Below are 22,406 nucleotides of genomic sequence, written 5' to 3' on the forward strand. Positions count from 1 at the left end.
AAAATCTTTTCTATATAGGAGGAAATAAGATGCAAGCAGTTTTATTTGTCGGACATGGCAGCAGAGACCCGGAAGGAAATAAACAGGTAAGGCAGTTTATTGAAAATATGAGCTCCAGCCTAGACAATTCATTATTAATTGAAACATGCTTTTTAGAATTTGAGCGACCAACAATGAGTCAAGGAATTGATACATGTGTAGAGAAGGGCGCGGAGCATGTGATTCTGATTCCAATTATGCTGCTTCCGGCGGGACATTCGAAAATTCATATTCCAGCAGCAATTGATGAAGCAAAGAAGAAGTATCCAAATATTCGATTTACGTACGGCAGACCGATCGGAATTCATGAGGAAACGTTTGAAATTTTAAAAACAAGGCTGCAGGAAATTGGAGAGAATATAGAAGAAGCGCCAGAGGATACGGCTGTTATGCTTCTTGGTCGAGGCGGCAGCGATCCGGATGCAAACAGTGAATTGTATAAGATCGCAAGATTGCTATGGGAAAAGACGAATTATAAATTAGTAGAGCCAGCCTTTATTGGTGTTACAAGCCCTCTTACAGATGAGGGAGTATCGCGCTGTATCAAGCTTGGAGCAAAGAAAATTATTATTCTTCCTTATTTTCTATTTACAGGCGTTTTAATCAAGCGTTTAGAAGAGATGACAGAGCAATTCCGCCTCGAATACCCAGAGGTTGAATTTCAATTAGCTGGATATTTTGGCTTCCATTCTAGATTGCAAACGATTTTAAAAGATCGTGCAGAAGAGGCGCTGCAGGATGAAGTGAAAATGAATTGTGATACATGTCAATATCGTCTTGGCGTGATGGAGCATATACATCACCATCATCATGATCATGATCACGATCATCACCATCACGATCATCACCATCATCATGACCATGACCACGACCACCATCATGATGCGGATGAAAAGGCGGGAGTGCGATGAAGATATTTTTGCTAGCAGGAACAAGTGATGCCCGTGCGCTTGCTTTAGAAATTCAGCAGACTGGTTACGATGTCCTTGCGACAGTGGTAACGGAAAATGCAGCCTTGGAGCTACGTAACTCAGGATTGAATGTACGTACGGGACGTTTAACTAGCGAAGAAATGGCAAGCTTTATTTGTGAAAATGAATTTTCTGTTGTGGTAGATGCAAGTCATCCATTTGCGGAAGAAGCTTCTAAAAATGCAATAGATGCCGCAAAGCAGTGCGGAGTGCCTTATATCCGTTACGAACGTGATTCTCAAACATTCGCATACGAAAACATGACGGTCGTAGATAGCTACGAGGAGGCAGCTGAAGTAGCAGCAAAGAAAAAAGGCGTTATTATGCTAACAACCGGCAGCAAGACACTTGATATTTTTACGAAGAGATTGCTAGAAGTGCCGGATACGAGATTGATTGCCCGTATGCTTCCACGTGTTGACAATATGGAAAAATGTGAACGGCTCGGACTTCCTCAAAAGAATATTGTTGCCATTCAAGGACCGTTTACGAAGGAATTTGATAAGGCACTTTATAGGCAATATGGCGTAACCGTTATGGTTACGAAGGAAAGTGGACGTGTTGGTTCGGTTGACGAAAAGGTGGAAGCAGCAAAGGAACTGGGAATCGATATTATTTTAATTGGACGTCCAGTAATTGATTACGGAACGGTGTATTCTGAGTTTTCAGATGTTATACAAGCTTTACAAAAAGCTAGCCTATGAGAATAAAAGAAGGAGTGAGGATAGATGGATTTTTTAACAGAATTTAAGCCTCTTACTGTACAGCCGGAGCAAATTGAAGAAAAAAGCTTTCAAATGATTGATGAGGAAATTGGAGAACATCCCTTTACGCCTGAGCAATATCGTGTTGCGCAGCGTGTTATTCACGCTTCCGCTGATTTTGAATTAGGGAAAAGCATGCTATTTCATCCAAAGGCGATTGAAGCAGGTATACAGGCGATTCGGAGCGGAAAAAAGGTTGTAGCAGATGTGCAAATGATTCAAAGCGGTGCAAATAAAACAAGAATTGAGAAATATGGTGGAGAAATTAAGGTTTATATTTCTGATCCAGATGTTATGAAGGAAGCAAAGCGCTTAAATACAACACGTGCGATTATTTCTATGCGAAAAGCAATTAAAGAAGCTGATGGCGGCATTTATGCAATTGGAAATGCACCGACTGCATTGTTAGAATTAATCCGTTTGATTAAGGAAGGGGAAGCAAAGCCTGGATTAATCATTGGAATGCCTGTAGGGTTTGTATCAGCTGCCGAGTCTAAGGAGGAACTAGCCAAGCTCGACGTTCCGTTTATCACCAATATCGGAAGGAAGGGCGGCAGTACCGTTACAGTTGCAGCGTTAAATGCGATTTCTATTCTTGCAGATCGGGTGTAACAAATGGAAAAGGAAACCAAGCTGAGGGAAGGGTATACGACAGGTGCATGTGCTACTGCTGCCACAAAGGCTGCGCTGACTGCGCTAATTACTGGAGAAATACAAACAGAGTCTACCATTTATTTACCTGTTGGCAGGTTTGCAACCTTTTCGATTGAAAGCTGTGATACCACTGGCGGCTCTGTAACGGCAAAAGTGATAAAGGATGGCGGTGATGATCCGGATGCTACGCACGGAGCCGCCATTCTTGCAACTGTTACATGGCAGGAGCAAAGCGGTATTGTGCTAGATGGTGGAATTGGTGTCGGGCGCGTCACGAAGGAGGGGCTTCCTGTTGCTGTTGGGGAAGCGGCCATTAATCCCGTGCCGCGTCAAATGATACATGAAGCGGCAGAAGAAGTGTTACGGCATTATCATGTGGACAAAGGAATACAAATTATCATTTCTGTGCCAGATGGCGAAGAAATCGCAAAAAAAACATTAAATGGACGCCTTGGCATACTTGGCGGTATTTCTATTTTAGGAACACGCGGCATTGTTGTTCCCTTCTCTACAGCTGCTTATAAGGCAAGCATTGTGCAGGCTATTCGCGTAGCACGGGCGAGTGGCTGTGAGCATGTTGTGATTACAACCGGCGGAAGAAGTGAAAAGTGTGCGATGAAGCAATTTCCTTCTTTACCAGAGGAAGCGTTTATTGAGATGGGAGATTTCATAGGATTTACGTTAAAGCAATGTAAAAAGCAGGGTGTGAAGAAGATTTCCATGGTCGGAATGATGGGGAAGTTTTCAAAGGTTGCACAAGGCATTATGATGGTACATTCGAAAAGTGCGCCTGTTGATTTTTCGTTTTTAGCCCAGATGGTGAGGGAGTCAGGCGCTTCTGACGAATTAATAGAGAATGTTCGGCAAGCGAACACTGCTTCACATGTTGGAGAAATGATGCAAGCGCAAGGAAACCTGAAGTTTTTCGAAACGCTTTGTACGTATTGCTGTCATGCAGCTTTAGAGGAAATAGGCGGAGGCGCAGAAGTAGATACCTCTTTATATACAATGAAGGGGGAATTTTTAGGAAAGGCGGTGCAGAGCAGATGGGATTGAAATTGATTGGAATCGGTGACGATGGAATTCAAAGTTTGCTGCCGATGTATGAAACATGGATTCAGGAGAGCGAAGTGCTAGTAGGAGGAAAACGCCAACTTGCGTTTTTTCCGGATTACGAAGGAGAAAAGGTTGTAATCGAGGGAAAGCTTTCCGCTCTTGTTGAGCGTTTGAAGGAGGAAAAGAGAGAAGCTGTCGTATTAGCATCAGGAGATCCTCTATTCTATGGCATTGGCAGTTATTTAGCGCGAGAGTTGGAGATTGAGGTATATCCGTATGTAAGCTCTATTCAACTTGCATTTGCGAAAATAGGAGAACGGTGGCACGATGCGTATGTAACGAGTGTACACGGAAGAAGCATGAAAGGGTTGGCGCAAAAAATTGATGGCAAAGAGAAAATTGCGCTCTTAACTGATGCAGAACATTCTCCAAATCGGATTGCATCATATTTGTTGTCATTTGGAATGACAGAATATAAGGCATTTGTTGGAGAAAATCTTGGCGGGGAGCAGGAGCGGTGCCGTTGGTTTTCTCTTGAAGAAATGGAGAAGGAAGAGTTTTCTCCATTGAATGTTGTCATATTGAAAAAAACAGCAGAGGGCCCATCATGGTCAATTGGCATTGAGGATGAAGAATTTGCTCAGCGGAAACCGGATAAGGGCTTAATTACAAAGAAAGAAATTCGGACTTTGAGCTTGAGTGCAATGCGATTAAAGGAAAACAGCATTGTTTGGGATATTGGTACATGTACTGGATCTATGGCGATTGAAGCAGCAAAAATTGCCTGTGAAGGCCAGATATTTGCCATTGAAAAAAATGAAGCGGATTTAGAAAATTGCTTAGCAAATATGAAGAAATTTCGCACGGATTTTATAGCCGTTCATGGTAAAGCGCCGGAGCGGCTCGAGGAATTTCCAGATCCTGATGCAGTTTTCATTGGCGGTACGGCAGGAGGGATGGAGGATATTCTCTCTATTTGCTGCAGTCGGCTAAGAGTGAATGGAACGATTGTTTTAAATGCAGTAACGATTGAAAATTTAGCGGAGGCAGCAGCAATTTTTAAAAAGCTCGGGTTTCAAACAGATATTACACTTGCGCAAGTTTCAAGAAGTAAGCCAATTTTGAATCTAACGCGCTTTGATGCGCTCAATCCCATTTATATTATTGCTGCAAAGCATAAAGAAGGAGAATAACTATGCTCGGTACATTATATGGTCTCGGTGTTGGTCCGGGAGATCCAGAATTATTAACAGTAAAGGCATTTCGGAAATTAAAGGAATCCCATGTCATTGCATATCCAAAAAAGCAAAAAGGAAGTAAAAGCTACGCTCAAAAAATTATTGATGTATACGTACAGCCAGGAGAGAAGGAAATGCTCGGGCTTGTGTTTCCGATGACAAAGGATCCTGTCATCTTGGAACGAAAATGGAGCGAAACGGTTGAGAGTGTTTGGGAAAGGTTGCAAGAGGGGAAGGATGTTGCATTTGTGACAGAAGGAGATCCTCTTTTATATAGTACTTTCATTCATATGATGCGTCTCATGCAGGAGCGTCATCCAGCAGCAGCCATTGAGGTTGTGCCAGGAATTTCATCCATGAACGGGGCGGCTTCTAGGCTCGGACTGCCACTGGCGGACGGCGATGATCATGTCGCTATTATTCCAGCTCGTGATGACTACGATGCGATGAAGCGAGCGATTGAGGAGCATGATTGTGTGATTTTTATTAAGGTTGCAAAGGTCATCGACTTAATGCTTGCTGTGCTCAAGGAGCTAAACTTGCTGTCAAAAGCATCCGTTGTAACAAAGGTCACATCAGATGAAGAAATTATTTGGAAAGCAGATGAGTTGCAAGGAGCAGAGTTAGAATATTTAACATTAATGGTGGTGAGAAAATGAAGCTTTATATTATTGGCGCTGGTCCCGGAGATCCGGATTTAATTACCGTAAAAGGATTAAAGCTGCTAGAAGACGCAGACGTTGTTTTGTATGCAGATTCCCTTGTGAGCGAAGCATTAATTCAAAAATCAAAGGAAAGCGCAGAGATATTAAAAACTGCCGGGATGCATTTAGAAGAGATGGTAGACATTATGGTCGATCGAATTCGCCAAGGGAAGAAAGTTGTACGTGTACATACAGGAGATCCAGCTGTGTATGGAGCTATTATGGAGCAAATGGTTTTATTAAAACAGCAGGGTATTGAGGTTGAAATTGTACCAGGCGTAAGCTCTGTATTTGCGGCAGCGGCAGCGGCACAGGCAGAGCTGACGATTCCAGATTTAACGCAAACGGTTATTTTGACAAGAGCTGAGGGACGCACACCGGTTCCAGAATTTGAGAAGTTAAAGGATTTGGCAAAGCACCATTGTACGATTGCTCTTTTCCTAAGTGCTACCTTAACAAAAAAGGTCGTAAAAGAGCTAATAGATGCGGGCTGGGCTCCAAGTACACCTGTTGCGGTTGTCTATAAGGCAACATGGCCTGATCAAAAAATTGTTCGTACGACAATTGAGAATTTAGATGAAGCAATGCGTCAAAACGGTATTCGTAAGCAAGCGATGATTCTAGCTGGCTGGGCGCTTGATGAAAATATTCATGATAAAAACTACCGTTCTAAACTGTATGATCAAACATTTACACACGGATTCCGCCGGGGGGTGAAGGGGTGATTATCACTTTGCAGGAAGGACAGCTGTCTGACGTTCAGCAGCGCGGTGACTATGCGATTGTTGCTATTACAAAACATGGGGTACAAGTTGCAAGAGAGCTCGAACGTTCTTTCCAAAATGCGGATTTGTATTATATGAGCAAGTTTGAGCAAGGTGATGAACAGGAGAAGGGGATTCAACTGTTCACTGGAAGTGTGCGATTGTTGCTGCCATCTCTATTCAAATCCTATAAGGGACTTATTATTATTATTTCCCTTGGCGCAGTTGTTCGGATGATTGCACCTCTCCTGCAAGATAAAAAAACAGACCCTGCTGTAGTGGTGATTGATGATAAAGCTGAGCACGTGATTAGCGTATTGTCCGGACATATAGGTGGAGCAAATGAGTTGACGAAGGAAGTTGCAGCTATATTAGGAGCGCGTCCTGTTGTAACAACAGCCTCTGATGTACAGCAAACGATTGCGGTTGATTTATTTGGGAAACGATTTGGCTGGACGTGGGAATCAGCTGAAAAACTGACTCCTGTTAGTGCTGCGGTTGTCAATGAGGAAGCTGTTGCTGTTGTGCAGGAATCAGGTGAGAAGTCATGGTGGCAGTATGATAGATCTTTGCCAACACATATTCGCACGTATTCCTCAATTGATGAGGCGCTTGCTCAAGCTCCAGCTCCAGCTGCTGCACTGGTTGTCACACATCGAAATCTATCAAACGAAGAATCTCAAATTTTACATAATGGCGTATTATATCGACCAAAGGTCATTGTCCTCGGAATGGGTTGTAATCGCGGTACATCATCGGAGGAAATTGAGGAAGTCATTCAGACAACGCTAGACGAACTACATTTTTCTATGAAAAGCGTAAAAGCTATTTGTACGATCGATTTGAAGAAGGATGAGCAGGGGCTGCTGGCCGTTGTAAAGAAATACGGCTGGGAGTTTATCTACTACTCTCCTGAACAATTAAATGCTGTTCCAATGCAGCAGCCCTCACAAACAGTGTTTCAATATACAGGGGCGTATGGTGTTAGTGAGCCGGCTGCTCTTTTATATAGCGGAGCGGAAAAGCTTGAGCTTGTGAAGAAGAAATCAGGAAATGTTACGATTTCTGTTGCAGTAGTGCCACATTAAGCGGAGGGAGGAGAGAGCGTATGGAACATCGCAGACTTGTAATTGCAGGAACTGGGAGCGGCGTCGGAAAAACGACGCTTACAATCGGGCTTATGGCAGCATTTCAAAAAAAGGGTTTCACAGTACAAGGATTTAAATGTGGACCAGACTATATTGATCCTACCTACCATACCGCTGTGACTGGAAGGCCGTCCCGGAATGTGGATAGTTGGATGTTATCACATGAAATGGTACAAGAAATTGTACAAAGAGGCAGTGAAGGAGCAGATGTTTCTATTATTGAGGGAGTAATGGGGTTTTTTGATGGAAAAAGCCCAACGAGCAATGCGGGAACAACAGCGGAAATTAGCATGATTACGAAAAGCCCGGTTATCCTTGTTGTGAATTGTGCCAGTATGGCGCGCAGTGCTGCTGCAATTGTGAAGGGGTTTCAATGCTTTGCAGAAGGACCAAATATTGTTGGTGTTATTGCAAATCGCGTTGGCAGCGAGGGGCATTTTCGACTGGTACAAGCAGCAATTGAGCAGGAATGCGGCATTCCAGTTGTCGGTTATTTAAAAAGGGATGAAGAGCTTGCAATTCCAGAGCGGCATCTCGGACTTGTTCCATCGATCGAACGCGGGGAACTAGATTCATTTTTTCAACGATTAGGAGATCTCGTATTAGAAACAATTGATATAGAAAAGCTATATGAACTAGCGAAAGCACCTCAGTTGTCTGTTTCACATTCGCAATTTCAAAGAGGGGGAACCAAAAGCAACAGCGTACGTATTGCAATTGCAAAGGATGCAGCCTTTAATTTCTACTATAAGGAAAATCTGGAACTCTTGCAATCATGTGGAGCAGAGTTGGTGGAATTTTCACCGCTTAAGGGAGATGTTCTTCCTTCCAATATACATGGCTTGTATATTGGGGGTGGGTTTCCAGAAGAGTTTGCAGAGGAGTTAGCAGGACAAGAGGCAGTGAAGCAGTCGATACGGATAGCGATCGAAAATGGTGTTCCCACTTTAGCCGAATGCGGCGGTTTTATGTTTTTAACAGAAGCCATTGAGGAAACAAACGGCAGAAAACATGAAATGGTCGGTATAATTCCCGGAAGTGTGAAAATGCAAAATAAATTAGCTGCTCTCGGGTATCGTGAAATTACAGGAGCAGAAGGAAACTTTTTACTTGAGCAAGGTGTGAGTGCCAAAGGGCATGAGTTTCACTACTCTGTGTTTCAGCCAAAAGGAGAGATTCCATATGCATATGAAACAAAGGGAATGCGCGGTAAGAAGAGGGAAGGGTATATGAAGGAGAATCTAATTGCGGGATATACGCATTTTCATTTCGGATCCTGTCCGCAAATGGTTGAAAGCTGGATTCGGCAATGTAAGGAGATAAACTATGAGTAAAGCCCTTCCGGTTATGTTTCAAGGAACGCATTCGGATGCGGGAAAAAGTGCAATTGTCACAGCATTTTGCCGCATTTTTTATCAGGATGGATTTAAAACCGTTCCGTTTAAATCACAAAATATGGCCTTGAATTCCTATATAACGGTAGATGGAAAAGAAATTGGAAGAGCACAGGGCGTGCAGGCTGAAGCAGCTGGAATTATGGCAACGACGTATATGAATCCGATTTTAATTAAACCGACCCGTGATAATGAATCACAGATTGTTGTACATGGAAAGCCTTATAAAAACATGAAAGCTACTAGTTATAGATCGGAATTTTTTGAAACTGGACTACAGCTTATTCAGGAATCTCTGTCAGTTCTTTCTCATTCTTACGAGAGAATAGTGATTGAAGGTGCAGGCAGTCCTGCAGAAGTCAATTTAAATGATAGAGAAATGGTAAATATGCGCATTGCTCGCATGGCGAACGCTCCTGTTGTGTTAATTGGGGATATCGAAAAGGGAGGGGTTTTTGCCAGTTTAGTAGGAACACTTCAACTGCTTGAGCCGCAAGATCGTGACCGTGTCATCGGCGTCATTATCAATAAATTCCGGGGAGATATGAGTCTGTTAGAGCCAGGACTTAAGTGGTTTGAGGCATATACAGGGAAGCCGGTACTTGGTGTTGTTCCATATTTGCATCATTTAAATATAGATGCAGAGGATTCGGTTATTTTACATCAATATACAGCGCTGCGTAATACTGATAAGGAGCTGGATATTGCAGTCATTCAATATCCGAAAATCTCAAATTTCACGGATATTGACCCGTTTTTTGTAGAGTCGGATTGTGATGTTCGCTTTGTAACAAGAGCAGATCAACTAGGAGAACCCGATCTTATCATTTTGCCAGGGAGCAAAAATACAATCGAGGACTTTTTGTTTATGCAAGAGAGCGGCATCGCGGATAAGGTAGTATCCTTATATAATAGAAGAAAGTCTCTAATCTTCGGTATTTGCGGCGGGTATCAAATGCTAGGACAACATATTCATGATCCGTTTGCTGTAGAATCACCGGAATTATATACAAAAGGTCTGGGATTGCTGCCCCTTTCGACAACTATTACGCAAGAAAAAACAACCGTATTATCAGAAGGTACCTTGAAGCTTTTCAATAAAGATATAAGTGTAACAGGCTATGAGATTCATATGGGAGAGTCGGAAATCCATGATATGTTTGAAGCTCTTATTCAAACAAAAAATGGCAAGGAAGGCTGTAAAAGTCCTGATGAACAAGTAATAGGTACATATTTTCATGGCATATTTCATAATGATGTATTTCGTGAACTGCTGTTAAACCGTATTCGCGAGAAAAAAGGGCTATCGCTAATATATGACCGTGTTTCGTTTAATAGGCTGCGCGAAGAAGCGTTTGACCGATTGGCTGAACATGTCAGAAACCATGTTCAAATCGATGTGATTGAACAAAAAATGGAGGAATTTCAAAGAAGGGGGATAGAAGTACAATGAACGTTACAGCTCACATCCAACCTGTAGATAAGGAAAAGGGCTGCCGTGCGAGGGCTTATATTGACACATTAACAAAGCCCCAGGGAAGCCTTGGCAGATTAGAAGAACTAGCGGTGCAACTTGCTGAAATAACAGGCGAGGATTTCCCTCTTGTTACGCCTCCGGGAGTTATTATATTTGCTGCAGACCATGGTGTTGTCAAAGAAGGTGTTTCTGCTTTTCCGCAAGAGGTGACTGCGCAGATGGTAATGAACTTTGTAAACGGTGGTGCGGCTATCAATGTGTTCAGCAGACAAATCGGTGCGATGCTTGAAGTTGTAGATGTTGGAGTTGCTGCAGATATAGCTGCTGACGGTATTGTTCATAAAAAGGTACGATATGGAACTGGGAATTTTTGTGAAATAGATGCGATGGCACGTGAAGAAGCAAAGCAGGCACTTCATATCGGGTATGAACGCGGAGAAGCGATGATTCATCGTGGCGCTAAATGCCTCATTTTAGGGGAGATGGGGATTGGAAACACGACGGCAAGTAGTGCGATTGTGGCTGTACTAAGCGGAAAGGATGTTGCCGACCTGGTTGGTCGCGGGACAGGCATTGGTCAAGAGACGATTGCCCATAAACAGAAGGTTATTCAACGAGCAATTGAAGCGCGAAAGCCGGACCGAAATGATCCAATCGATATACTCGCGAAGCTTGGAGGACTAGAAATTGCTGCTATCACAGGTGCGATACTGGCGGCGGCAACGCATCGTGTTCCGATTTTGATTGATGGTTTTATTTGTACGACAGCTGCTTTATTAGCAAAGGAAATGTGTCCGGATGCAGTGGATTATATGGTGATTGGACATCGTTCTGCTGAAATTGGACATGAAACAGCGGTACATTTGCTGGGAAAAAAGCCGATTTTAGACTTAGGATTTCGCCTAGGAGAAGCCAGCGGTGCTGCTGTTGCGTTTCCTATTCTGCAGTCGGCATCTCTCATGCTTAAAGAGATGGCAACATTTGATTCAGCAGGGGTATCCAATCGAAAATAAAGATAAAGAGCGGTGATATATAGTGGAAAAAGGTACGGTATATCTTGTCGGAGCGGGACCTGGCGATCCTAAGCTTATTACAGTGTATGGGATGGAATGTATTCAAAAAGCTGATGTCATCTTATATGACAGACTAAGCAATGAAAAGCTTTTACAGTATGCAAAGAAGGATGCAGAGTTGATTTTTTGCGGCAAGATGCCAGGAAAGCACGAGGTTGTGCAGGAGAAAATCAATCAATTACTTGTCGAAAAGGCATTGGAGGGGAAGGCTGTTACACGTTTGAAGGGCGGAGATCCATGTGTGTTCGGACGTGTTGGCGAAGAAGCGGAGGTATTGGTGCAGGAAGGGATTCCATATGAAATTGTCCCTGGGATTACGTCAGGAATTGCAGCCCCTGCGTATGCTGGTATTCCTGTTACACATCGAGATTATGCTTCCTCCTTCGCGATTGTAACGGGACACGGTCGGTCTGAAAAGGGAGAAGACTATATTAATTGGGCAGCTCTTGCGCAGGGAATCGATACCATCGCCTTTTATATGGGAGTCGGCAATTTAAAGTATATTTGTCGAAAGTTAATTGAACATGGTAAACGTCCAGATACAGGGGCTGCGCTCATTGAATGGGGAACAACGGAAAAACAAAGGACTGTCACAGGGACACTGGAGACAATTGAGAGTAAAGCGGAAGCTGCGCAGATCACGCATCCTGCTATTGTTCTTGTGGGGGACGTTGTGAAGCTAAGACCAAGATTACAATGGTTTAAAGAAGGCTGTGCAAATACCGGCGATTTGTTTATAGATGCTCTTGAGGAAGCAGCAATAAAAAATTAGGAAAGCATTTGCACAAGCCTCCTTTGTGAGGGAAATCTGGTGCATGTATAAGGGGGAGGAAAAATGGGGGCTCAAAAGCAACGTGGGCTGACGCTTATATATACAGGCGATGGAAAAGGCAAAACAACTGCGGCTCTTGGACTTGCTATTCGTGCGACCGGACAAGGAAAGCGGGTATTAATGATTCAATTCATTAAATCTCCTGACAGGATGTCTGGTGAAAAAAAGATGTTTCAGCAAATTGGTATCGAGATGCATCAAACAGGGATTGGTTTTACTTGGACAAAAACACCTGAGGAGCATCGGGAGGCATTGCGGCAGGCGTGGGAGTTTACGAAGGAAAAAGTTTTTTCAGGTGTGTATGATGTTGTAATTTTAGATGAATTAAACAATGCCCTTGCGATTACAGGATTTCCAGTCGAAGACGTGCTCCCGTTGGCGGAGGTAATGCATCTCATTCAAACTCGCCCGGTCTCTATGCACCTTGTGATAACGGGACGCTCTGCTAAGGATGAAATTGTGGAAATTGCCGACCTAGTAACAGAAATGAAGCCGATTAAGCACTACTATGATGAAGGTGTTCCGGCTGTGAAAGGGATTGAATTTTAGTGGCCTGGATTGAAGCTCATGGACATGGCGGAGATATGCTTACCGCAGCAAGCGTATTCGGGCTGGAAGATAGGGCGTTTCTTGATTTTAGTGCAAACATTAATCCGCTTGGACCACCGCCGCGGGTGATGGAGCTGCTGCGCGACCAGCTTTCAGCAATTGTACACTATCCAGATCCATCTCAAAGGCTGCTAAAAGAGAAGCTTGCTGAGAAGCTGCATATTTCATCTGAACATCTTGTAATTGGCAACGGTGCTGCAGAATGCATGGCTGTTATTCTTCTTGCCCTGCAGCCGAAAAAGGTTGGAATTGTAAATCCATGTTTTTCTGAATATGCCCAGCTGGCAACGGCATTTGGTGCACAGGTTGTTTCGTGTGAGGGGAGATGGGAGCGTCATTATCAGCCTCATTTACCTGATTTATTTCAGCTGCTTAGTGAAGCTGATCTTGTATTTATTGGCCATCCGAACAATCCGACCGGTGTTGTATATACGAAGGAAGAGCTGACTCAAATCGCTGAGCAGGCAGCGAAAACAAATACATACTTGGTTGTGGATGAGGCATTTCTTGATTTTCTGCCCCGCAGTGAACAAGTCACGTTGCTGCCGAATTTAAATATGCACAGGCATGTGATTCTCGTTCGCTCTATGACAAAGTTTTATGCCATTCCTGGACTTAGGCTCGGTTATGCAATCGCGCACCCGGAGCTAATCGGGCAAATGAAGGGCAAACAAGTGACGTGGAGTGTGAATCAATTAGCCCTTGTGGCTGGTGAAGCTTGCTTAGAAGAGCATGGATACGAAGAAAAAACGATTGGGCTTGTACGTAAGCAAAGGGAGTATTTGAAACAACAGCTTGAGGAGCTGGGGTTATTTGTATTTCCAGGACAAGCAAATTTTTTGCTAGTGCGTCTTCAAAATGGAAGAACCGCCGCTGATGTGCAGTGGGATATGGGAAGAAGAGGGATCTTAATCCGGTCTTGCGCCATGTATCCCGGTTTAACAGTGGATGATTTTCGGATTGCTGTTCGTACGAAGGAAGAAAATGATCAGCTTTTGCACGTTTTGAAAGAAATTTTGTAGGGGGAACAATATATGAGCTTCGTCTTGATTACAGGAGGCGTGCGCTGTGGAAAAAGTGCATTTGCTGAGCAGCTTGCTGCTATGCAATCAGATTCTGTTCTCTATGCGGCATTCGGGGTAGTAACAGACGAGGAAATGAAGAGTCGTATCGATGCGCATAAAGAGCGACGCCCTAAGCATTGGGGGGTATGGGAAGACACGGATAGTCTAATCATTCCGAACAATATTTTTTCTGGGTATCATGTAGTTTTAGTAGATTGTTTATCAACTTGGCTCGCCAATCGCTGCATGCAAATCCCTGAATCAGAATATAAGCAGCCATTCCATAGAGAATGTATACGAGAGGAAGTTCGGGAATGGCTGAAATGTATAAAGCAGTCCAATCAGCATATTATTGCAGTATCGAGTGAGGTTGGACTAGGCGGGGTTGCAATGTCACCGCTAGGACGTTTGTTTCAAGATCTGCTTGGGGAAGTCAATCAGTTGGCCGCAGAGCAGGCAGATGAGGTGTATGCTGTATTATCGGGTATTCCATTGAGGTTAAAAGGATGAAGGCATTTTTAAGCGCACTTATGTTTTTAACAAGAATCCCTGTTCCTTATATAAGTGTGACGGATCGGGACTGGAAGCGGAGTTCTATTCATTTTCCGTTCATCGGTTTGATCATTGGAGGCTTGTTATATGCTGAAGCAACGGTGTTAAAGCAAGTATTTTCCCCTTCTGTTTCGGTCTTTTTTATTATACTTACGTGGATTTGGATTACTGGGGGACTGCATATAGATGGATGGATGGATTTAGCGGATGGGTTTGGCAGCAATCGAAGCAAAGAGCGGATGCTTGAAATTATGAAGGATAGCCGCGTCGGTGCAATGGGGGTCATTGCCGCTATTTGTTTGATTGGCGGAAAATTTATAGCTGCGCATGACCTTTTTCAGGAGAATCTTTTTTTTGTTTTGATTGTTTCTCCGTTATATGCGCGATTGGTTCTCATTGGTGCGATTAAACTTTGGTCATATCGCAAGGAAGGCGGTTTAGGAGCAGGATTGCGAGAGGAGATTACGCTGCCCATTCTTTTGTTTCATTTCGTATGGATTGCAGGTATTACCTATGTCATGCTAGGCGCAAAAGGAATTCTGTTATTTCTAAGCACCATCGTACTTGGCAGCGGATTTACGGCGAGTATTTATCGGAGATTGCAGGTGCTCACGGGAGATTGCTACGGAGCCATCGTCGAGTGGTGTGAAGTAACATCTCTTTTTCTTGCTATTGCGATATGGAGGTTATTTTCATGAAAATCATATTTGCGAGACATGGAGAAACTGATGAAAATGCAGCCCGTCGCTATCTTGGCCATTTTGATGCACGCTTAAATGAAACAGGCCGTCAGCAAATCCATCGTTTGGCGAAGCATGTCAGACAGGTGTACGGTAAGGAAATCACTCGTATTTACTGCAGTGACCTGTCTAGGACAAGGGAAAGCGCAGAAATTATCGGAAGTTACTTGCAGCTGCAGCCTGTTTCTATACATGCGTTACGCGAGCTGCACTTTGGAGATTGGGAATGTGAAACATACGATAGCATTCGTGAACGGGAATTATTGCAAGAATGGATACAAAATCCCTTTCAGATTGCTCCTCCACACGGTGAAACATTGCAGCAACTCGGGAATCGAGTCGATACTTGGTTGTCCCATATATTGCTTCATGAGAAGGAAGATGAAACCATTCTCGTTATGAGCCATGGAGGACCAATCCGCTGGGTTTTGGCGAAATGGATTTTGAGAGATCTGCAGGAGTTTTGGAATGCAGAAGGAGTCAAACATGGCAGTAGTCTTGTAATAAAGCTTGGACGTGACGGCAATTCCTGTGCCATAATAGATAGAATGACATGGAATGAATGATGGAGGACAACAGGTGCAGCCGTTTCAACATAATAATTACTATACTTCAAGTGTGTGGCCGGAATTATATATATACAAAAAAGGGGATCATTTGTTGATTCCTTTTCCATTTTTATTAGAAACAATTAGCAGTGCAGTACATAGAGGGGGCTTCGGACAAGCAAGCCATTTTATAAACTGGCAAGTTCCGCTTGATTATAGCGCTGTTGACCCAATCGGGCATATGGGGCAGCAAGTAGAAGAATGGGGATATAATCCGGAGGAAGCAGTGGCATTGCAAACAGCAGCGAGAATTGATCTTGCTTCTGTGCAGGAGGAGAGCGGAGACGGATTTCGGATGGTTTGCTGCGTCACAGCAGGGATTGGAAACCGTGCTAGAGCAGGGAAACGGAGGCGAACGTTTCCGGCATATCAATGCGGGACGATTAATACATTTTTATTTATCGACAGCTGTTTAACTCCCTCTGCGATGGTAAATGCAATCATTACAGCGACAGAAGCAAAGGCTGCTGCGCTGCAGGATTTACATGTTAGGGATGAATCAGGCGAGTTTGCAACGGGCACGACAACTGATGCGGTTGTGATAGCTGTTAGTCAAAACAGACAGGAGTACCCAGTCCATCAGTTTGCTGGAACTGCTACTACAATCGGAAATGCAATCGGTCGTCTCGTATATGATGCACTTTATGAGACAGTGCATAACTTAGGAAGGGGATAGAGAGTGTTTACAAATTGTATATGTATTGGGCTTGCGTATATTGTGGACCGTCTTATTGGAGATCCACGTGTGCTTCCTCACCCGGTTATTATGATTGGGAAGTGTATAGCCCTATTAGAAAAGATTATAAGAAGGCTGGTTGTACAAGAACGAATGCTCAAGCTAGCTGGAATTTTGTTTCCCCTTCTTATTGGCGGAGGAGCTTTTTTCGTCGTTACATTATTACTCGACATTCTCCGGCTATGGAGCGGTTGGCTTGCGTTTGCGGCAGAGGTTTGGATCGTGTCTACGACGATTGCTGTGAAGGGGCTGGGAGATGCGGCAATGGAAGTTTATCGTCATTTGCAAAACGGTGATTTCCAAAAAGCGCGGCATAGCCTGGGGATGATTGTTGGACGAGACACAGCTGATTTGGATGAAAGTGAAATTTCACGCGGTGCTGTAGAAACGGTGGCCGAAAATATTGTAGATGCTATTATTTCTCCGTTATTTTTCGCACTCATTGGCGGAGCGCCTCTTGCGATGGCATACAGAGCTGTAAACACGCTCGATTCTATGGTCGGATATAAAAATGAAGCATATCGTAACCTCGGCTGGGCTTCGGCGAGAATGGATGATGTGATGAATTATATACCTGCTCGTTTAACAGGTGTACTCATTATGGTAACCTGTTTCTTTATGAGGTTAAATGTGCGGCGTGCATGGACAGCGATTCGTCGGGATGCGAAACTTCATCCAAGTCCAAATAGCGGGATTCCAGAGGCGGCTGTTGCAGGAGCGCTGGACATTCAGCTTGGAGGTACAAACTTTTATCAAGGAATCCCATCCCATCGAGCAAAAATGGGGGAGCCTCTTAGATTGATACAAAAGCAAGATATTATCCTTACTGTTAGGATTATGAATATAGCGGCAACAATATGTGTCGCTGTTTTATGTGTGATTGGCGTACTATTTGTAATATGAATGGAAAAGAAGGAATAGAGGTTTAGTGATATGAAGATAGGGAGTGGAAGTTGCAGTGGAACATTTGGCGAGCTTGTGCAAGGTGTGATAGAGGAACGCCCTTTTTTAATTACACTGCCAGTTAAGGAGTTAAAAAGCAGTGCTTTGTTTGTGCCAGATCAGAATGCCATTGATATTGTAACTGTACGAGGTAGACAAAAGGCAAGAATGGCGTGTGAAAAGCTTTTAAAAACCTTTGGTATCAAGATAGGGGGATATTTGCACATTCACTCCAATATTCCAATCGGAAAAGGGATGGCTAGCAGTTCTGCTGATATGATAGCAGCAGTGCGAGCGGTATCCGATAGTTATTCCCTTCCTGTAACAGAGGAACTTATTTCACGCATAGCCGCAGAAATTGAGCCTACGGATGGCGTGATGTATGAAGGTGTAGTTGCTTATGATTACCTAAACGGGCAGTTAATTGAAGCATTTGCTTCGCTCCCTCCCTTTACTCTGATCGGTTTTGATGTAGGAGGGAGTGTTGACACAGTAGAGTTTAATCAACAAAAGAAAGAATATAGCAAGAAGCACAAGAAGAAATTCCAGCAAGCATATGAGCTTGTAACCGAAGGAATAAGGAGCGGAAACTTTGCTTATCTTTGTGAAGCCGCGACAATAAGTGCACGTATCAATCAGCAGCTATTACCAAAGCCGTACTTTGATGAGTTAGAGCAGCTGGCCCAGCAGTACAATGGAGGTGTGGTTGTCGCCCACAGCGGCACTGTGATCGGGATTTTACTAAATGCACAGCTGCCTAATATTCAAGCGATTACTCGAGAAATTAAACAGAAGATCCATTTTTTAATGGGAACCAGTATATTGCAATTTTCTTAAATTATCTAAGGAATCCAAAGGAGGACGAGCTTGTGTAATGCTCGTCCTATTTGCTAACGACGATGCTCTACAAGGTCAATTACCCCTAGTACAACGTGAGCGAGTCCAAATCCAAATACAGTGTTTGAGACCATAGGGCTTACTTTCCGATTTTGCTTCAGCGCATAACCAGTAGCAGAAACTGCTGTACCTAATACAGTTGGAATTAAACCTTCGCGAATGTTCAAGGTATTTCCCTCCCCGTCGGACTTAACAAATGTATGGCAACCCATGTCTGAGTACCAACATTAGTTTTTGTTTATTGCTTAAAAACATAAGTGTAGGTTATTGGAAGTACTTTTTCAGGGACTATCTAGATGAAATTGGAAGTGCCTATGAGCAGAGAGCAGGAAATAATAAAAGCGATGACTTTGAAAGGAAGGAATGCTGTATGTCGTTAGAATGGTTTGACCGAGTTACTGGAGAGCTGCAAGATTATTTGGAATCCGTTTGTGATAAGTACGATCAAGTTGGTCATATGACAATCGATAGAGGTGCCAAACATCCGAGAATTGAATTTTTTGTTGAGATGGAGGATAACGAGCGCGACTATTTTTGCACCCTTTTCTTCGATCCGTATAATGAGGAATTCTATATGGAGTCATTAGACATAGAGTTTGATCAAACGTCCAGAACGATTTTCAAGGATATTGAAGACATTGTTGATGCTGTTCATGAGAGTTTTCATCAGTATGTAAGCGAGGATATAGATCTAGACGAAGATGAGTATATGGTTATGGAAGATGATGAAAACGACCTAGATGATACGGACATGTACGAGGAAATAGATGCCGAGATGTATGAGGAAATTGACGTGAGGTGGACAACCCCTGAGGTAACTGCTTACGCTCATGAAGATGATGTAGAGATTACGTATCAATTTGGGATTGTAGAGGAAACAGGGGATGGAGTACTCCGCCGTGTAAATCGTTTAATAACATCTGACCGCGAGTTAATTGAGGATGAAACGAATTTTGTTTTCAGCAAAGAAGAGGCGAGCACGATTATTGCAATGATTGCGAGTCATATGGACTCTTTAAGTGAAATGGATTATGAACACTAGATAAAACGGAAGCAAGGCTTTTTTAAGAAACAAGTCGGTATTTTGGACCTTCATTTGAAGGTCCTTTTTTCGTGTTCACTAGTGTTTGAGTAAACGTATCAAAATCAAAGTATTTGCAGAGTATTGCAAGCCTTAATCCTTTTCACTACTTCAATTTAGTAATTGGAAGATGGAAGTAAAAGATTAAAAAAGCAGTGCCTACAAAACAAAGCAGCCATGCCCACAGAGGTCTGGTGTGATGGATACGGAACCCGATAAACATAAACACCCAAACAACAATCGACCACCAAATATTCCAACCGTTGTGATAAGTTGTTATCTTCGTACATACAAACATCCATTCAATTAAAGAAAACACTACGACCCAAGAGATAAGATAAGTTAACTGCCTGGGCAGTCGTGAGTTGTAAGGATATCGTGAAAGATATAGTAAGACAATGGCGGGGTAGTTTAGAAATTTCATAAAAATATCAGCTAGTACATGATTGGGAATGAATAATGTTTTTTCGAAATGCCAAAGCGAATGATTATAAGTTAGTATGGTGATGAGAAAGTTCACAATTACTGTAAATAGTATAGTCGGGTAATATTTTCTCCAATCTCTCCAATTACCGAAACGCCAAGCTGCAAATATGGTTAAGAACGCAACTACTAGCGTCATATAGGAACCAATTATATGTAACACCAACTGTCCCCCAGTCATCATAACCACTTTTGATTTAGTATTTACAAACATTAACATGTTTTATAAGGCTAAGCGTCTCAGTAGAGTATGATTTAGTTTTAAAATTAAGAATGCTCCTTTTATTAACGTCTCTTCTAATAATGAATGGTTATGGTAAACTGACATGTATGAAATATGCATCATTTTTAACCTATATTTGTAAAATTAAATAAGGACACACTTAAGATAAGAAATATGATCTTAAGAATTGAGGGTGACTAAAATTAAAAATAAATTTTCAATTGGAGAAATGTCAAAACTGCATAATACTACAATTAAAACTCTGAGATATTATGATGAAATTGGGTTGTTGAAGCCGATTCAAATTGATGAAAATAACGGATATAGATACTATTCAACGGAACAATTTGAACAACTGAACACGATTAACTATTTAAAGGATTTAGGCTTTTCTTTAGGAGAAATAAAAGTACATTTAGAACATAGAAATATTGATGATTTTTTAGAATTGTTAGAGAAACAAAAAGAATTAACGGAAAATAAAATTAGAGAATTACAAAGAATCAACAACAGATTTCAAAGTCGAATTGAAGACATTCAGCATGCAAGGAGAATTCGAGAGTTAGGGATTGCCATCATCAAGGATATTAAAGAAAGGAAAATAGCACGGTTATTAGAAACAATCAGCTCAGAACCAGAGCTGGAGATTTCCTTGCGGAGACTAGAAAATATGTCTAACATGCATTCTTCTGTATTTATTGGAGGAGTAGGACTAACCATTGATAGCCGTCAGATAAAAAATGAAAAGTTTGATGAATATAACTCAATATTTATTTTAGTGGATAAAGATGACATCCGAAATGAATTTGTAACAACTCTTCCACAGGGGAAATATGCTTGTATTTATTATAGAGGAAATCATAGTGATTCCCCGGAGTATTACAAAATCTTATTAAGTTACATAAAAGAAAATGGCCTTCAAATTATTGGCGACTCAATAGAAAGAACGATAATTGACCATTATATTTCAAAAAATAAAGAAGATTATCTTACTGAATTACAAATACCAGTAATCTAATTGACTCTCCCCTTACAGGAGGGTTTATATTTATTTGTAACGGAAAAATTGAAAGGAGTTCTCTAAATGTTTGACGCAGCAACAATATTATTATTTATCGGCACATCCATTATCCTAATTGTGATTCCTGGACCAGACCTGATTTTTACGATTACACAAGGAATGACCAATGGAAGAAAAGCTGGGATTGTCACCGCAATGGGATTAAGTTTAGGAAACATCGTACACACTTTAGCAGCAGCACTCGGTCTGTCGCTTATTATTAAAACTTCGGCGGTAGTATTTACTATCTTTAAATCGTTAGGAGCAATTTATTTGTTTTATCTTGCTTTCCAAGCGATAAAACATAGAAAAGAAGCGATTCATCTTCATTCTGAAAGCAACAACGAGCCAAAAGATCTTTTTCTCAGAGGATTATTAATGAATATTTTGAATCCAAAAGTAGCGATTTTTTATCTCACCTTTCTGCCTCAATTTATAAACTATAAATTATCCAATGTTCCCTTGCAGATGTGTATGTTGGGATTGATTTTTATTGTTTTAACTGCGATTATATTTAGCTTATTAGGATACTTTGCAGGAAGTTTTCGTGACCGATTATTACAAAATCCACGTTTTAGTGAATACATGAATATGACAGCCGCAGTTATTTTTATTGGATTGGGAGCAAAGCTTATCACAACTGACATATAATGAATCATTTTCAGATGTATGACAGCCGACCATGTGATGCATTATATTTGTAATTGGTAAATACCTTGAGGGATGTCTCTTAAGGTATTTTTGTTTAAGGCGAATTCGCTAATCACCTTAATTATAGACAAGCATACAATTTACGCTTGTGAAGAGGGAAAGCTATATCTACATAACAAGAAAGGAGAGATAATGAATGGAGCAGGGAAACGAGTATACAATTGTCGGTACGGATATAAAAGAAGTGAAGCGTCTCAATGCCCAGTCCGGTCTTAGTTATAAGCAGGTAAAGGAATTATTAGCCCAAACTGGAGGGCGCGGAACGGCAGTTTACAGCAATACAAATATGGAAGAAGTTAGAAAATACTTGGAACCGAGGAGCAGGCATTAGAGAAGTTTCGAAAACCATTTTCTTATGACGGCTTATTAATTAAATGTTAGAGCGGAAGAGTTGTCTTGCTTCAATTGACTGATTATAGAGTGCTTGGTCCGTTGAAGTAAACACTCTTCGGTTCAAGAGTTGTTTTTGAGGAAGTGATCCGGTGTGATAGGAACTTATAAAGTTTTTTGCACCAGAAAATATAAGTTTCTAGCTAGAAGCGAATTCGACGTAGTCGGAAATTTTAGGAATACAGTGTAAGTAGGG

The 22,406-nt window shown here is 42.1% G+C and carries 26 protein-coding genes; 24 read left to right on the plus strand and 2 right to left on the minus strand.

All coding sequences use genetic code 11. From position 1 onward, the window contains the following. Nucleotides 1-29 precede the first annotated feature (29 nt). From AAHB12_RS16275 to AAHB12_RS16370, 20 genes are all read left to right on the plus strand, one after another. Nucleotides 30-950, plus strand: a complete 921-nt coding sequence (locus tag AAHB12_RS16275; protein ID WP_342046036.1) for a sirohydrochlorin chelatase — start codon at nucleotides 30-32, stop codon at nucleotides 948-950. Beyond that, on the plus strand, nucleotides 947-1,714 hold the full coding sequence (gene cobK / locus AAHB12_RS16280; protein WP_129726418.1) for a precorrin-6A reductase: 768 nt from the start codon (nucleotides 947-949) through the stop codon (nucleotides 1,712-1,714). The genes AAHB12_RS16275 and cobK overlap by 4 nt, the downstream gene beginning before the upstream one ends. Before the next feature lie 24 nt (nucleotides 1,715-1,738). Beyond that, a complete protein-coding gene (locus AAHB12_RS16285) occupies nucleotides 1,739-2,386 on the plus strand; it encodes a precorrin-8X methylmutase (RefSeq protein WP_129726417.1) in 648 nt (215 codons plus the stop codon). A 3-nt stretch (nucleotides 2,387-2,389) separates the two neighbouring features. Then, entirely contained in the window at nucleotides 2,390-3,484 is a 1,095-nt protein-coding gene (locus AAHB12_RS16290) for a cobalt-precorrin-5B (C(1))-methyltransferase (protein WP_342046037.1), read from the plus strand. Next, the gene (gene cbiE, locus AAHB12_RS16295; RefSeq protein ID WP_129726415.1) at nucleotides 3,475-4,677 is read left to right on the plus strand and encodes a precorrin-6y C5,15-methyltransferase (decarboxylating) subunit CbiE; all 1,203 of its coding nucleotides are present in this window, start codon (nucleotides 3,475-3,477) and stop codon (nucleotides 4,675-4,677) included. The genes AAHB12_RS16290 and cbiE overlap by 10 nt, the downstream gene beginning before the upstream one ends. A gap of 2 nt (nucleotides 4,678-4,679) precedes the next feature. Further along, nucleotides 4,680-5,381, plus strand: coding sequence for a precorrin-2 C(20)-methyltransferase (cobI, locus tag AAHB12_RS16300; RefSeq protein ID WP_342046038.1), 702 nt, complete (start codon nucleotides 4,680-4,682; stop codon nucleotides 5,379-5,381). Then, the gene (gene cobM, locus AAHB12_RS16305) at nucleotides 5,378-6,151 is read left to right on the plus strand and encodes a precorrin-4 C(11)-methyltransferase (protein WP_342046039.1); all 774 of its coding nucleotides are present in this window, start codon (nucleotides 5,378-5,380) and stop codon (nucleotides 6,149-6,151) included. The genes cobI and cobM overlap by 4 nt, the downstream gene beginning before the upstream one ends. Next, nucleotides 6,151-7,278, plus strand: coding sequence for a cobalt-precorrin 5A hydrolase (locus AAHB12_RS16310; RefSeq protein WP_342046061.1), 1,128 nt, complete (start codon nucleotides 6,151-6,153; stop codon nucleotides 7,276-7,278). The genes cobM and AAHB12_RS16310 overlap by 1 nt, the downstream gene beginning before the upstream one ends. 20 nt (nucleotides 7,279-7,298) lie before the next feature. Continuing rightward, nucleotides 7,299-8,672: a cobyrinate a,c-diamide synthase gene (locus AAHB12_RS16315; RefSeq protein WP_342046040.1), complete on the plus strand. Its 1,374-nt coding sequence runs from the start codon at nucleotides 7,299-7,301 to the stop codon at nucleotides 8,670-8,672. Then, entirely contained in the window at nucleotides 8,665-10,185 is a 1,521-nt protein-coding gene (locus tag AAHB12_RS16320; protein WP_342046041.1) for a cobyric acid synthase, read from the plus strand. The genes AAHB12_RS16315 and AAHB12_RS16320 overlap by 8 nt, the downstream gene beginning before the upstream one ends. Beyond that, on the plus strand, nucleotides 10,182-11,222 hold the full coding sequence (gene cobT / locus AAHB12_RS16325; protein ID WP_342046042.1) for a nicotinate-nucleotide--dimethylbenzimidazole phosphoribosyltransferase: 1,041 nt from the start codon (nucleotides 10,182-10,184) through the stop codon (nucleotides 11,220-11,222). Before AAHB12_RS16320 ends, cobT begins: the two co-directional genes overlap by 4 nt. A 22-nt stretch (nucleotides 11,223-11,244) precedes the next feature. Continuing rightward, entirely contained in the window at nucleotides 11,245-12,054 is an 810-nt protein-coding gene (cobA, locus tag AAHB12_RS16330) for a uroporphyrinogen-III C-methyltransferase (protein ID WP_342046043.1), read from the plus strand. Nucleotides 12,055-12,117: 63 nt separating this feature from the next. Beyond that, nucleotides 12,118-12,663 carry a cob(I)yrinic acid a,c-diamide adenosyltransferase gene (cobO, locus tag AAHB12_RS16335; RefSeq protein ID WP_342046044.1) on the plus strand — a complete coding sequence of 182 codons (546 nt, stop codon included), beginning with the start codon at nucleotides 12,118-12,120 and terminating at the stop codon, nucleotides 12,661-12,663. Nucleotides 12,664-12,698: 35 nt separating this feature from the next. Beyond that, a complete protein-coding gene (gene cobD / locus AAHB12_RS16340; protein ID WP_446715573.1) occupies nucleotides 12,699-13,745 on the plus strand; it encodes a threonine-phosphate decarboxylase CobD in 1,047 nt (348 codons plus the stop codon). Between the two features lie 12 nt (nucleotides 13,746-13,757). Next, on the plus strand, nucleotides 13,758-14,297 hold the full coding sequence (cobU, locus tag AAHB12_RS16345) for a bifunctional adenosylcobinamide kinase/adenosylcobinamide-phosphate guanylyltransferase (RefSeq protein ID WP_129726407.1): 540 nt from the start codon (nucleotides 13,758-13,760) through the stop codon (nucleotides 14,295-14,297). Next, on the plus strand, nucleotides 14,294-15,037 hold the full coding sequence (gene cobS / locus AAHB12_RS16350; protein ID WP_342046046.1) for an adenosylcobinamide-GDP ribazoletransferase: 744 nt from the start codon (nucleotides 14,294-14,296) through the stop codon (nucleotides 15,035-15,037). The genes cobU and cobS overlap by 4 nt, the downstream gene beginning before the upstream one ends. Next, on the plus strand, nucleotides 15,034-15,645 hold the full coding sequence (locus AAHB12_RS16355; RefSeq protein WP_342046047.1) for a histidine phosphatase family protein: 612 nt from the start codon (nucleotides 15,034-15,036) through the stop codon (nucleotides 15,643-15,645). Before cobS ends, AAHB12_RS16355 begins: the two co-directional genes overlap by 4 nt. Further along, nucleotides 15,638-16,363, plus strand: a complete 726-nt coding sequence (locus AAHB12_RS16360; protein ID WP_129726404.1) for an adenosylcobinamide amidohydrolase — start codon at nucleotides 15,638-15,640, stop codon at nucleotides 16,361-16,363. The genes AAHB12_RS16355 and AAHB12_RS16360 overlap by 8 nt, the downstream gene beginning before the upstream one ends. 3 nt (nucleotides 16,364-16,366) lie before the next feature. After that, nucleotides 16,367-17,326, plus strand: coding sequence for an adenosylcobinamide-phosphate synthase CbiB (gene cbiB / locus AAHB12_RS16365; RefSeq protein WP_342046048.1), 960 nt, complete (start codon nucleotides 16,367-16,369; stop codon nucleotides 17,324-17,326). A gap of 30 nt (nucleotides 17,327-17,356) precedes the next feature. Further along, nucleotides 17,357-18,202, plus strand: a complete 846-nt coding sequence (locus AAHB12_RS16370) for a GHMP family kinase ATP-binding protein (RefSeq protein WP_342046049.1) — start codon at nucleotides 17,357-17,359, stop codon at nucleotides 18,200-18,202. A 53-nt stretch (nucleotides 18,203-18,255) separates the two neighbouring features. Here AAHB12_RS16370 and AAHB12_RS16375 read toward each other — a convergent pair whose 3' ends face one another. Beyond that, nucleotides 18,256-18,429: an asparagine synthase gene (locus tag AAHB12_RS16375; RefSeq protein ID WP_129726401.1), complete on the minus strand. Its 174-nt coding sequence runs from the start codon at nucleotides 18,427-18,429 to the stop codon at nucleotides 18,256-18,258. A gap of 203 nt (nucleotides 18,430-18,632) precedes the next feature. On the opposite strand from AAHB12_RS16375, the gene AAHB12_RS16380 reads away from it, so the two are divergent. Beyond that, complete coding sequence (locus tag AAHB12_RS16380; RefSeq protein ID WP_342046050.1) at nucleotides 18,633-19,304, plus strand: hypothetical protein; 672 nt, start codon at nucleotides 18,633-18,635, stop codon at nucleotides 19,302-19,304. A gap of 145 nt (nucleotides 19,305-19,449) precedes the next feature. Here the strand turns inward: AAHB12_RS16380 and AAHB12_RS16385 are convergent, their stop codons facing one another. Continuing rightward, nucleotides 19,450-19,989, minus strand: coding sequence for a CBO0543 family protein (locus AAHB12_RS16385; RefSeq protein WP_342046051.1), 540 nt, complete (start codon nucleotides 19,987-19,989; stop codon nucleotides 19,450-19,452). Between the two features lie 253 nt (nucleotides 19,990-20,242). Between AAHB12_RS16385 and AAHB12_RS16390 the strand changes: the two genes are divergently transcribed. The 3 genes from AAHB12_RS16390 (at nucleotide 20,243) to AAHB12_RS16400 (ending at nucleotide 22,151) form a co-directional block, all read left to right on the plus strand. Then, nucleotides 20,243-21,067, plus strand: a complete 825-nt coding sequence (locus tag AAHB12_RS16390) for a MerR family transcriptional regulator (RefSeq protein ID WP_342046052.1) — start codon at nucleotides 20,243-20,245, stop codon at nucleotides 21,065-21,067. Between the two features lie 66 nt (nucleotides 21,068-21,133). After that, complete coding sequence (locus AAHB12_RS16395; RefSeq protein ID WP_342046053.1) at nucleotides 21,134-21,760, plus strand: LysE family translocator; 627 nt, start codon at nucleotides 21,134-21,136, stop codon at nucleotides 21,758-21,760. Nucleotides 21,761-21,956: 196 nt separating this feature from the next. After that, complete coding sequence (locus AAHB12_RS16400) at nucleotides 21,957-22,151, plus strand: gamma-type small acid-soluble spore protein (RefSeq protein ID WP_342046054.1); 195 nt, start codon at nucleotides 21,957-21,959, stop codon at nucleotides 22,149-22,151. The last annotated feature ends 255 nt before the right edge of the window (nucleotides 22,152-22,406 follow it).

Source organism: Bacillus sp. OTU530 (genome assembly GCF_038440375.1).

Excerpts from the sequence above, each read along its gene's own strand:
- AAHB12_RS16275 (WP_342046036.1), top strand. The coding sequence starts at position 30 with ATGCAAGCAGTTTTATTTGTCGGACATGGCAGCAGAGACCCGGAAGGA.
- cobK (WP_129726418.1), top strand. The coding sequence starts at position 947 with ATGAAGATATTTTTGCTAGCAGGAACAAGTGATGCCCGTGCGCTTGCT.
- AAHB12_RS16285 (WP_129726417.1), top strand. The coding sequence starts at position 1,739 with ATGGATTTTTTAACAGAATTTAAGCCTCTTACTGTACAGCCGGAGCAA.
- AAHB12_RS16290 (WP_342046037.1), top strand. The coding sequence starts at position 2,390 with ATGGAAAAGGAAACCAAGCTGAGGGAAGGGTATACGACAGGTGCATGT.
- cbiE (WP_129726415.1), top strand. The coding sequence starts at position 3,475 with ATGGGATTGAAATTGATTGGAATCGGTGACGATGGAATTCAAAGTTTG.
- cobI (WP_342046038.1), top strand. The coding sequence starts at position 4,680 with ATGCTCGGTACATTATATGGTCTCGGTGTTGGTCCGGGAGATCCAGAA.
- cobM (WP_342046039.1), top strand. The coding sequence starts at position 5,378 with ATGAAGCTTTATATTATTGGCGCTGGTCCCGGAGATCCGGATTTAATT.
- AAHB12_RS16315 (WP_342046040.1), top strand. The coding sequence starts at position 7,299 with ATGGAACATCGCAGACTTGTAATTGCAGGAACTGGGAGCGGCGTCGGA.
- AAHB12_RS16320 (WP_342046041.1), top strand. The coding sequence starts at position 8,665 with ATGAGTAAAGCCCTTCCGGTTATGTTTCAAGGAACGCATTCGGATGCG.
- cobT (WP_342046042.1), top strand. The coding sequence starts at position 10,182 with ATGAACGTTACAGCTCACATCCAACCTGTAGATAAGGAAAAGGGCTGC.
- cobO (WP_342046044.1), top strand. The coding sequence starts at position 12,118 with ATGGGGGCTCAAAAGCAACGTGGGCTGACGCTTATATATACAGGCGAT.
- cobD (WP_446715573.1), top strand. The coding sequence starts at position 12,699 with ATGCTTACCGCAGCAAGCGTATTCGGGCTGGAAGATAGGGCGTTTCTT.
- cobU (WP_129726407.1), top strand. The coding sequence starts at position 13,758 with ATGAGCTTCGTCTTGATTACAGGAGGCGTGCGCTGTGGAAAAAGTGCA.
- cobS (WP_342046046.1), top strand. The coding sequence starts at position 14,294 with ATGAAGGCATTTTTAAGCGCACTTATGTTTTTAACAAGAATCCCTGTT.
- AAHB12_RS16355 (WP_342046047.1), top strand. The coding sequence starts at position 15,034 with ATGAAAATCATATTTGCGAGACATGGAGAAACTGATGAAAATGCAGCC.
- AAHB12_RS16360 (WP_129726404.1), top strand. The coding sequence starts at position 15,638 with ATGAATGATGGAGGACAACAGGTGCAGCCGTTTCAACATAATAATTAC.
- AAHB12_RS16370 (WP_342046049.1), top strand. The coding sequence starts at position 17,357 with ATGAAGATAGGGAGTGGAAGTTGCAGTGGAACATTTGGCGAGCTTGTG.
- AAHB12_RS16380 (WP_342046050.1), top strand. The coding sequence starts at position 18,633 with ATGTCGTTAGAATGGTTTGACCGAGTTACTGGAGAGCTGCAAGATTAT.
- AAHB12_RS16395 (WP_342046053.1), top strand. The coding sequence starts at position 21,134 with ATGTTTGACGCAGCAACAATATTATTATTTATCGGCACATCCATTATC.
- AAHB12_RS16400 (WP_342046054.1), top strand. The coding sequence starts at position 21,957 with ATGGAGCAGGGAAACGAGTATACAATTGTCGGTACGGATATAAAAGAA.